Source organism: Blautia sp. HCP3S3_G3 (genome assembly GCF_052063365.1).
Lineage (GTDB): Bacteria > Bacillota > Clostridia > Lachnospirales > Lachnospiraceae > Blautia_A.
The window spans coordinates 1-10,584 of sequence record NZ_JBQHXR010000041.1 but is presented as its reverse complement, the minus strand read 5'-3'; the positions used below and the strand labels follow the sequence as shown (position 1 = coordinate 10,584).

Sequence of the window (10,584 nt, the reverse complement as noted above, 5' to 3'; positions counted from 1 at the left end):
CAATAATAAAATTCGATGGCAAACGCAATCCCCCCGTATTCGCAATTCACTTCGTTACTTGCTCATACGGGTAGCCCGTCCAATATCCATGTGTCGGAGCATGCTCGCATGCTCCGACACATGGCTGCTGTCCGGGACTTTTATAGTAAATCAATCAATAATTTCCATAAGTTTTCCGCAGCAGATCGGAATCTGGTCACCTTTTTTAACAAATACGGTCTTATTGCAGGTTGCACAGTAAACGTCTGTGTCATACGGTGCGAAGAAAGCCGGAATAGATTTCAGTTCTTTTTCGCTGAGCCCTTCAAGATGGAATCTTGCTGCATTTTTTGTAGCCGGATCTTCCGGAGTATAAACTCCCATAGGCTCAAGCTGTTTCGTTTTTCCTTCACAGTTGCCCATTCTTACCCATAATGCTTTTAATTCTGCGGTTTCGATATCATTTTCAGGAATAAATTCTACAATTGCTTTATCAAGTCTGATTTTCATAATAAATATCTTCTTTCATATATATTTTACAAAAGAGGTCCAGGAAAATCCTGAACCCCTCTTTTCCGGTATGTCAGGAAATGCTTGATTTTCTGAAATAAACCGTGAAATATTTCATTAGCCGAAGTATCTCTTCAGAAGGCCGGCGAATGCTTTGCCGTGACGAGCTTCGTCTCTTGCCATTTCATGAACAGTATCATGGATAGCATCAAGGTTAGCAGCTTTTGCACGTTTTGCAAGGTCAAATTTACCAGCAGTAGCGCCGTTCTCAGCTGCAACACGCATTTCAAGGTTTTTCTTGGTGCTGTCTGTAACAACTTCGCCAAGGAGTTCAGCAAATTTAGCAGCATGCTCAGCTTCTTCGTAAGCAGCTTTTTCCCAGTATAAACCGATTTCCGGATATCCTTCTCTGTGAGCAACTCTTGCCATTGCAAGATACATACCAACTTCAGAGCATTCTCCTTCGAAGTTAGCTCTTAAATCAGCAAGAATATCTTCGCTGACACCCTGAGCAACGCCAACAACATGCTCAGCTGCCCATGTCATTTCAGAATCCTGTTTGGAGAATTTTTCAGCAGGTGCTTTGCAGATCGGACATGCAGCAGGTGCTTCTTCTCCTTCGTAAACGTAACCACAAACATTACATACCCATTTTGCCATAGTTATGATCTCCTTTTCTTATATAAATATTTTTGTTTTTAATAATAGTAATTATTACTGTTTTAAAATATCATACTATTTGTAAAATGTCAATACTATTTTCCTGATTTTCCTTCTTTTTCATACACTCTTCACAAATTCCGAAAAATCTGGCAGTATAACCGGTAATCTTTCCGGCGAAGTCTTCCTGCACTTCTGACAGGAAACTGCCGGTATCTGGAGCTTCGATATCGACGATTTTGCCGCAGTCCGTGCAGATAAAATGGCAGTGCGGTTGAATCCGTCCATCGTAACGGTCAGCACCGCCGAAGCTTGAAAGCTTCCGGATTTCTCCGAGATCAGTGAGGAGGGAGAGGTTGCGGTAAACGGTTCCCAGACTGATATTCGGATAAATCTGCTTCATATTTTCGTAGACTGTATCCGCTGTCGGATGCGAGGTCTGTGTCATAAGAAATTCTTTGATGGATTCTCTCTGACGACTGTACTTTAGAGCAGCCATGGCACTCCTCCTTTCTCTAAAAACAGTAATTATTACTGATACTGTCACTATAATATATAACCTATGAAATGTCAAGGTATATTTTTCGTATTGGAATTTGACGGGATATCAGTTATACTATAAAAAAATACCTGAAACATAAGGTGGAAGGAGTTTATTTTTGAATAAGGGAAAGAGAACAGAGATTGTTTTTTGTTTATTTATTGGGGTTGCTCTGCTTTTTCTGGTATGCTTTTCCGGTGCTTTTGGCGGAAACAGCAGCAGGGTGTCGATGAAGAGCGCGGTAAAACTGGACAGTGAAACGGAAAAAAAGGACGGTGTCCTGATACATATTATTGTTTTGCCGGAGGATTTCGAGGAGCCTCAGACGATTTTATTTAAAACAACGCATACCATTGTAGAGGTGCTGCTGGATCAGGAGGTAATTTACCAATATGGCCGGGAGGAGAATGCTCCTGATTTTATGAAATCACCCGGCAGTTTGTGGCATTTTGCAGAAATCCCCGGAGACAGCGCAGGCAAAACACTGGAAGTCCGGATTATCCCCGTATATAACGGATATTATGGAAACACGGCTGTTTTTGAATACGGAAGCAGAAACGCATGTGTGATGGAACTGTTCCGAAGCTTTCTTCCGGTTCTGATTATTAACTGTATTATTATTTTTGCCGGTATTCTGAGTTTGATTCTGCATTTTGCAACTTTCAGACGCAGGAAACAGGAGGAAATCGGCGGTTTCTGGTGTGTTGGGCTTCTTTCGCTGACAATAGCAGTATGGTCTCTCTGCCAGTCCGGATTTCTTCAGTTTCTGATTCCAGACGGAAGAACTCTGTATTATGTTGATTTTTTCAGTTTTTATCTGTTTCCGGTGCCGTTTAATCTGTTTGTATATGATATTTCGCGATCAAAATACCGGAAAGGATTTCTGTGGTTCTCCTGGGCTTATCTGATTAATATGGGGTTGACTCTGTTTCTGCAGATGCTGGGAATCATTGATATTTTTGCAACATTGCCTGTCACCCATGTGATTATGGCAGCGAATGTGGTATATGTGTTCAAAGCTATTCACTATGAGGCGAGCAAAGGAGATAATCCATTTGCACAGAAATTTAAATTTCCTTTGTATATGGTTATGATTTTCAGTGCAACGGAACTGGTGGCCTACTATGCGAGAGGATTCCGGAAAACATCAGTTTTTCTGCCTGTCGGAACGATTGTTTTTATTATTATGCTGATCTGGATTCAGGTTATCCGGTATTATAAGGTGGTAATGGATGAAGAGAAGATTACCTATCTGAAGAAACTGGCCAATATTGATATGCTGACAGAAGCGCTGAATCGGAATGCATATGAAAACACAGTGAAATATCTGGAAGAACAGGAAGTGGAAATCCAGACAACAGGACTTTTGCTTTTTGATGTGAATGATATGAAATGTATCAATGACCAGTATGGGCATGAGAGCGGTGACGAAGCTCTGAAATATTGTTATCAGTGTATCTGTAAGGCATTTGATGCAGAAGGGAACTGCTTCCGTATTGGTGGGGATGAATTTGCCTGTGTATTTAACAAAAATGAAAAACCGGAATTGGAAATGGAGATGAAGAAATTTAATCTTCTGGTGAAAGAGGCCTCCGAAAATCTGCAGTTCCCGTTCAGTGTGTCGGTTGGATATGCCTGCTATGAAGAAGGAGTGGACGTGGGATTTAAAGATATCGTCCGCCGCAGTGATGCCATGATGTATCGGGAGAAGAGAAAAAGAAAACTTCTGGATACAGCTGGACGGAGAGAAAAACAGAGGGGAATCCAGAAAGGTCTTCTTGCCGCGGATTATGAAGAAAAAGTGCTTCAGGCGAAGAAATATCAGGAAATATCTGTGGAGGAATTGTGTGAGTTTATTGATCTGCTCAATCCGAGTACAAATGACTGTCAGTATATTCTTGATTTCCGGTCAGATTTTTATTATATCGCACCGCATGCGCTGAACCGCTTTTTGATTGAAGTGAATTCTTTTCATAATGTAATGGAAAACCACAGAAAGTTTGTTTACAGTGAAGATTATGATGTTCTGAAAGCGGAGTTTGATGATCTGCTGAATACAGACCGCTGTCTTCACAATATGGAGTACCGGTGGCTGGATATTAACGGAAATCCGGTATGGATCAACTGCAGGGGCTATGTGGTCCGGGATGATGGAGGAAAAGCTCTTTATATGGTGGGCTGTATCAACGAGATCGGTGCCAGACAGAAGGCAGATAATGTCAGTGGACTTCTGGGAGAATCCAGTCTGCAGGAATATCTTGATAAATGGACAGGGCATTTTCCGAAAGGATATCTTCTCCGCGTTGGAATTGATGATTCCCGGGAAATTAATGAAAAATTCGGTGTGGAATGCAGCGATATGATTCTGCGTGAGACGGCCGCCTGTATTTCCAGAAATATTTCCAGCAGGCAGAGACTGTATAAGATGACTGAAGATGAACTGCTGGTACTGGATTTCAGCGGAGGAACGGCGACAGATGCACGAATCCTTTTCGAAAAAGTGCGTGAGGCGGCAGGTCAGTTTGTGGAAGATAACGGGTTTGAGGTGGTATTTACCGTATCAGGCGGTACAGTACCATGCAGCAGTCTGGAGGAACATACTTATTCCAATGCAATGATGCTTTCGAAATTTGCTCTGGATGAAGCGAGAATGGGAGGCAAAAATCATTATTATCTGTTTAGTCATGGGGACTACAGAGGATTTTTGCGTAAACAAAATCTGTCCAGAATACTGAGGAAATCTGTAAATCACGGTTATGAGGGCTTTGAAGCTTTTTATCAGCCTCTGTTTCGGAGTGAGGAAGGCCGGCTTCGTCTGTATGGCGCGGAAGCTCTTCTCCGGTTCCATTCGGAAGAATACGGACAGGTGTCACCAGCGGAATTCATCCCGATTCTTGAAGAAACAGGTCTGATCATTCCGGTAGGACGGTGGATCCTTCACAATGCGCTGAAAAGCTGCAGGCTGATCCGTGAAAACATTCCTGACTTTTATATGAGTATCAATTTTTCACATGTACAGGCTTCTAGGACAAATATTGTTCAGGAAATTGCTTCTGCGGCGAGAGAGGCGGGAGTTCCTGCTTCGGCGGTGATTCTGGAACTGACGGAGAGCGGGCTCCTCAAGGCTGATCAGAACGCGGGAAGATTCTGGTCAGAACTGGACGCTTGCGGAATTAAGCTTGCACTGGATGATTTTGGCACAGGGTATTCCAATTTTCAGTATCTCAGTGAACTGAAACCGCATATCATCAAAATTGACCGTTCTTTTGTAGAAAAAGCAATGGTGAAGGAAACAGAATATGATCTGCTGTCGCTTCTGTGTTCTATGACTCATCAGCTGAAACTGAAGCTTTGTATTGAAGGCATTGAGAATGAGAAAGAATGGGAAATCGTACGCAGTTTTGCACCGGATTACTGTCAGGGATTTTTCTTCGGGAAACCGTGTCCGTATGAGGAGTTTACAGAGAAATTTGTAGAAGCCAGAGACAGCCGGTACATCAGTTCGTAAATAACGATATCAGCCGATGTGTCAAAGTGTGTTTGAAATTTCATGTTTTGTATGATACGAAGAAGGCTTCTTCAAATCTTATGGAAATCGCAGACTTATGAAAACTGCAGAAGATAAAAGTGCTGCGGAAAGGAGAGTCTATGAAAAGATGTCCTTTACACAGCACTTATTTATATCAGAGAAAAGTGCTCCTTATCTTCCTCTGATATAAATAAGTCCTTAGTGAAGGATTTTTTATAGGCAGAATCACAGAAACTAAGAAAGTCTTAAGATTTTACCCCTTTCATCTTAAGTTCTTTTTGATATCCTGTGAGTATGCAGGAGATGAGAAAAATCTCAGACAGTAAAAGGAAGCAGCTGTGAAAATATAGACAGCTGTAACAGGGGGAGGTGTGTGAATTGGCGAATATTCTGGTCTGTGATGATGACAGAGACATTGTAGAGGCGATTGATATTTATCTGACGCAGGAAGGCTATCAGGTTTTGAAAGCATATGACGGCGAAGAAGCGCTGCGTATGCTGAAGAATCATCCGGTAGACCTTCTGATCATCGATATCATGATGCCGAAGCTTGACGGTATCCGGGCAACGCTGAAAATACGGGAGGAAAACCCGCTGCCGATTATTATTTTGTCAGCCAAATCCGAGGACGCGGATAAGATACTTGGTTTGAATGTAGGTGCGGATGATTATGTAACCAAGCCTTTTAATCCACTGGAACTGGTGGCGAGAGTAAAATCCCAGATTCGAAGATATACAAGACTGGGGGCGGCTGTACAGCACAGGGAACAGGAGCATGTGTATGAGACCGGCGGATTGTCCGTGAATGATGATCTGAAGGAAGTACGGGTAGATGGAGAAACAGTGAAACTGACACCGATTGAATACAATATTCTTCTTCTGCTTATGAAGAATCAGGGAAAAGTTTTTTCTATCAATCAGATTTATGAAAGTATCTGGAATGAAGAGGCTTTTGCGGCAGATAATACTGTTGCTGTTCATATCCGGCATATCAGAGAAAAAATTGAGATTAACCCGAAAGAACCGCGTTATCTGAAAGTAGTGTGGGGACTCGGTTATAAAGTGGAAAAAATACGATAGTGCGGTAATCAGCGGGAAAAGGGGAATATTATATGGAGAAAAAATGGTACAGGACCAGTGTAGTAAAGGTCCTTTTGATGGTGATTTTTACAGTATCGGTCGTGCTGGCAGCAATCGGTGGTTCTTTTTTGATCGCAATGGTACAGCAGGGAATTTATATCTGGGGAGATGCGGGAAAAACGTATCTGGATTCGGAAAGTCTTGCGCAGAATGTGTTTTCATCTTCCCTCCATATTCTGGAAGGAATCCAGGCAGAGAAGAAACGGTCTCTGGCGGGGACGGAGGATTCTTCCGCACTCGTTGTGGATCTTGAAAAAATCCGTGACGGAGGGAAACTGACATATGAAAGTTTGAACGACAAAGAGTTTTCCGGTCTGGGTTATCTGAAAGACGATCTGAATAACTGGGCATCTTCCGGATGGGAATGCAGCGTGGGTAAAACCATTGTTGTCTGCTGTACAGAAGATGGAGAAGAATATTATTATTACAGTGATGCATTTTTGCGCATGATGGACCAGGAAAAAATACAGTTTCAGTGGGATGCAGAATCTGACGAGGCATCTGAAGAGTATATCCGGGAACTGATCAGAGACGGAGATCTGTGGCCTTCTTCTTTTTTTGATGGCCTGACAGTGAATGATCTGGAAAGACATGTGAAATATGTGAATATTTATCATTACCCAGACACGCTGATTGTGGAAAAGTACTCTCCGGTGGGTGAAGAATGTCTTCTGGATGCAGTAAATAACAGTGATGTATGGAGGGGCCGTCTTTCTGACGCATATGCATCTCTGGAGAGAACACTGGATGAAGTATCGGCAGATCTTGCGGCTGCTTCAAATCTGAAGCAATACCAGGAGGGAAACACAAACCTGACCTATCTGTATGTCGATAAGGATGCGGGGAAAGTCTATACAAATAACGGAGAATATGAGTCTTATGGGAACTATGAAGAGTCTCTGAAAAGAATAAAAGAAAACGAAGGTTATGTACTGATTCAGACGAAGCTGGCGGACTGTGAGTCAGATCTGCGGGTCGGAAGCGGTGAAAGCCCGGATCTGGAGGCATGGCAGCATACATTGGAAGGACAGGAGATTTCGGAAGATTTTGTTTTCGCGGTTTCTGTGGATAAAAATTTCCCGGTTCAGGATTCTCTGGCAAAAACAAATGCAAACTATAATCAGTTTATGGGTCTGCGGTCGGCAGCGGTACGCGTGATTGGATTGGCAGCAGTTCTGTTTCTGTTCAGCGTTATCTGGCTGACGTTTGCGGCAGGAAGACGGGCAGATGACGAAGTGGTACATCTGAATTCTTTTGACCGGATTTTTACGGAGGCTGCAGCGATTGGAGTATTTTTTGCGTGGATCTGCGGAATTGCTCTGGGGGCAGAGTTTGTTAATTCGTTTGTAGATCCCTTATATTCATTCAGCCTGGATTCAGCGGAATTGTTTGTGTTTGCCGGTATTCTGGGAAGCTTCACGGCGTTGATGTTCCTTTGGGGATATATGAGCCTGGTAAGAAGAATCAAGGCAAAGACATTGTGGAAAAACAGTTTTCTCCGATGGACTCTGGGAGTTGTCAGGAAGATGTGCAGTAAGCTGGGAGAACTTCTGGAATTCTTTTCTCATAATACAGGAAGCAGAATCAAAATGGTTCTTTTGATGGGCGGATTTCTGATCCTGCAGTTTTTTATCAATGGACTGATTTTCTCGGGAAGTGCTTTTTTCCTTCTGGTGCTGACGGTGGTAGACTGTGGAGCGATGCTGTATTTTATCCGTAAAGCGGAAGGCAGGGAACAAATCCTGGAAGGTCTGAAACGAATCTCAGAAGGCGAACTACAGTACAAAATTCCAACAGACAGGCTGCGCGGCGAGCAGAAGATGATGGCGGAATATATCAATCATATCGGAGAAGGGCTGGATGCCGCGGTGGAAAGCAGCCTGAAAAATGAACGGATGAAAACGGAACTGATCACCAATGTTTCGCATGACATCAAAACACCGCTGACATCGATCATCAATTACGTGGATCTTTTGAAAAGGGAAAACTTTACAGATCCGAAGATCTGCGGTTATCTGGATATTCTGGATGAGAAGGCACACAGGCTGAAGGTGCTTACGGAGGATGTGGTGGAAGCATCCAAGGCAAGCTCCGGTGCAATTTCTCTGGAGATGACGGATTTGAATCTTATTGAGATGCTTCATCAGGTGATGGGCGAATTCGATGAGAAGTTCCAGGAAAGACAGTTATCTCTGATGGTGCATCTAACGGACGAAGCGATCATGATTCGTGCGGATGGCCGGCGTCTGTGGCGTGTCCTGGAGAATATTTTTAACAATGTAGTGAAATATGCTATGGAAGGAACCAGAGTTTATGCAGAGACAGCTTCTGATGGCGAAAAAGTAACATTTTCACTGAAGAATATTTCGGCACAGCCCCTGAATATTTCGGCGGAAGAACTGACAGAACGGTTTATCCGTGGAGACAGTTCCCGCAATACAGAAGGCAGCGGACTGGGACTATCCATTGCCCGGAGCCTTACGGAGCTGCAGGGAGGCGGATTTAAGCTGTATCTGGACGGGGATCTTTTTAAGGTGCTGATCACATTTCCTCTAGTATAAGCCACGATAAATACCTTATTGTTTCGGTGAGGATGCTTTCTCGAGAGTGCAGTTGTAAAAACGCAGGCGTAGTGGGCTACGCTGAGGCTTTTACAACTGTGCTATCGGGAAAGCAGACCAGCGAAACATAAGGTTATTTATCGCGGGTTATACTGGTGCATCAGAAAATAAATAATTGATCGGATAAGTGACCTGATTGATGATTAGTCAATCAGGTCATTCTGGAATCTGGACAGGTGTTCATAGGGCAGGATCAGACGGCCGCGGTACAGTCCGCATCCATCGTTGATCAGACTGTTGTTTACTGCGGAAAACATGCTGACATCAAGTTTTGACAAATCTAACCTGAGAAGCTTCATGCCGCGTTCATAGGCTTCATCAAAATAGATACATTCGCCTTCCGGGATGGTGTCCCGGCGTACGCGTTCGTTCTGCTGGCGCTTTTCGTATCCCAGATGATTGGCAGGACCGATTTCCGCATTGTCATCCATGGCTTTGGTGCGGAGCTGTACTTCCATATAAGAGCGGGAACTGTTGTCGTAGAATGTAATATGCAGTGACTGATAACCGTATTCGGTGGAGTCGCAGATATAATCTCTGTAATAAGGTTTTACTGTTTCATTCAGCAGAGGAGAAGTACTGGCCCTGATGCCGCGGGCGGATTCTGAGGTAAATCCCCGCTCTTCGAGAAAACGCGGAAGCACGTTGGCAATTTCATATAAATATTTCAATTCTTCTTCCTTCTTATCCTGTCCTGGTTTCAGATGGCAGCCCGGCAGTGAGATAACAATCCGGTATGCAATGAAATCGCGGAAACAGCTCAGGCGGTTTTTCAACTCTGATAAAGGCGGATAGGTATGGTTTCTGGTATAGTAATCGTAAATGTACTCGACGATATAACCGTTGAATTTTTCTTCTGCGCGGATCAGAGATTTGATACGTCCTTTAAAGGTAAAGGCCAGAAAAGGATATTCCTTTGCCATATATTTATAGAAATCACGTATTTTCTGTGATTGGGCGGTCAGGAAATCATTATGTTCCAGTAATTCAAGAATCTGAATGAGAAAATTGCTGTGCGCAAGGTCGATTTCATTATGGGTCATTCGTGATTCCTCACGGAGATCTTCAATGTATTTCTGCAGAATTCGAAGGACAGTGTCTCCGGAATACAGGTAATCGTTCAGTGTAATCATGGTATCACCTCCGGTAAATTGATTGTTGGTGCGGTTATTTCGAAAACGATGTGACAGGTTCAGCGCTGTAAACGGATCGGACAGTACCCCTGATGTTCAGCTTTATGAAAGCAACTGTCAGATGCAGGGCTGTGAATTGATAACATGGTAGCATATAAATGCAGGAAAAGCAAATAGCTTCTGCGAACAAAGAAAAAGGCAGATTGTATGAGGCTGCTGTTTGAGCATTAACCGATCAATTTTCTTCTATCTTCCGGATCTGTTGATTGAAAATTTTGATATACTATATATATTTCTTGTAAATTAATGGGATATCCTATAAAATGATACAAGGGTCAAAAGGTCATGTGTTTCATGCTTTGCACTAGTCAACATATTTTGGACACGAATTTAAAAAAATTATTCAGTTACATCGTAAGACTACACAAGCCGTACGACACCCTTGACATCGCTCCAAGAAACGCTGGACAG

The 10,584-nt window shown here is 43.1% G+C and carries 7 protein-coding genes; 3 read left to right on the top strand and 4 right to left on the bottom strand.

What is annotated here, in order from left to right; genetic code table 11:
- Nucleotides 1-150: 150 nt before the first annotated feature.
- From ACTNEW_RS15830 to ACTNEW_RS15820, 3 genes are all read right to left on the bottom strand, one after another.
- Nucleotides 151-489, bottom strand: coding sequence for a hypothetical protein (locus ACTNEW_RS15830; protein ID WP_441062713.1), 339 nt, complete (start codon nt 487-489; stop codon nt 151-153).
- 117 nt (nt 490-606) lie between these two features.
- Nucleotides 607-1,149, bottom strand: a complete 543-nt coding sequence (locus tag ACTNEW_RS15825) for an NADH peroxidase (protein ID WP_441062711.1) — start codon at nt 1,147-1,149, stop codon at nt 607-609.
- Nucleotides 1,150-1,219: 70 nt separating this feature from the next.
- Nucleotides 1,220-1,648 (bottom strand): Fur family transcriptional regulator, encoded by a 429-nt coding sequence (locus tag ACTNEW_RS15820; protein ID WP_441062709.1) that lies wholly within the window; start codon nt 1,646-1,648, stop codon nt 1,220-1,222.
- A gap of 160 nt (nt 1,649-1,808) precedes the next feature.
- Between ACTNEW_RS15820 and ACTNEW_RS15815 the strand changes: the two genes are divergently transcribed.
- From ACTNEW_RS15815 to ACTNEW_RS15805, 3 genes are all read left to right on the top strand, one after another.
- On the top strand, nt 1,809-5,198 hold the full coding sequence (locus ACTNEW_RS15815; protein WP_441062707.1) for an EAL domain-containing protein: 3,390 nt from the start codon (nt 1,809-1,811) through the stop codon (nt 5,196-5,198).
- Between the two features lie 399 nt (nt 5,199-5,597).
- Nucleotides 5,598-6,299, top strand: coding sequence for a response regulator transcription factor (locus ACTNEW_RS15810; protein WP_441062705.1), 702 nt, complete (start codon nt 5,598-5,600; stop codon nt 6,297-6,299).
- 32 nt (nt 6,300-6,331) lie between these two features.
- On the top strand, nt 6,332-8,920 hold the full coding sequence (locus ACTNEW_RS15805; protein ID WP_441062703.1) for a sensor histidine kinase: 2,589 nt from the start codon (nt 6,332-6,334) through the stop codon (nt 8,918-8,920).
- 203 nt (nt 8,921-9,123) lie between these two features.
- Here the strand turns inward: ACTNEW_RS15805 and ACTNEW_RS15800 are convergent, their stop codons facing one another.
- On the bottom strand, nt 9,124-10,113 hold the full coding sequence (locus ACTNEW_RS15800; RefSeq protein ID WP_441062701.1) for a guanosine polyphosphate pyrophosphohydrolase: 990 nt from the start codon (nt 10,111-10,113) through the stop codon (nt 9,124-9,126).
- Between the last annotated feature and the right edge of the window lie 471 nt (nt 10,114-10,584).